This is a genomic window from Myceligenerans salitolerans, from assembly GCF_017349295.1.
Taxonomy (GTDB): Bacteria; Actinomycetota; Actinomycetes; order Actinomycetales; family Cellulomonadaceae; genus Myceligenerans; species Myceligenerans salitolerans.
Map to the genome: position 1 here is coordinate 1 of NZ_JAFMPK010000014.1, position 263 is coordinate 263.

The 263-nt window shown below is 68.4% G+C and carries 1 pseudogene; it reads left to right on the forward strand.

What is annotated here, in order from left to right:
• Positions 1-80 precede the first annotated feature (80 nt).
• Positions 81-263: pseudogene (locus tag J0911_RS01495) on the forward strand (carbohydrate ABC transporter permease); the annotation flags it as partial.

Sequence of the window (263 nt, forward strand, 5' to 3'; positions counted from 1 at the left end):
GCCGTCGGCGCCATCCTCCTGATCATCGTCGCCGCCATCATCATCCCCTACCTCATCCACACCCACCGGGAGGAAAAGCGGTGACCACACTCCTGGAGCCGGTCAGCCGGAAGACGCCCGCGCAGCGCGCCGCCACCGCTCCGGGGCGCTATGCCGTGGCCCGCACGGCACGCTATACCGCCATGCTGCTGTTCGTGCTGCTCGTGCTGATCCCGGTCTACGTGCTGTTCGTGACCAGCTTCAAGGGCGCCGGCGACGCCGCA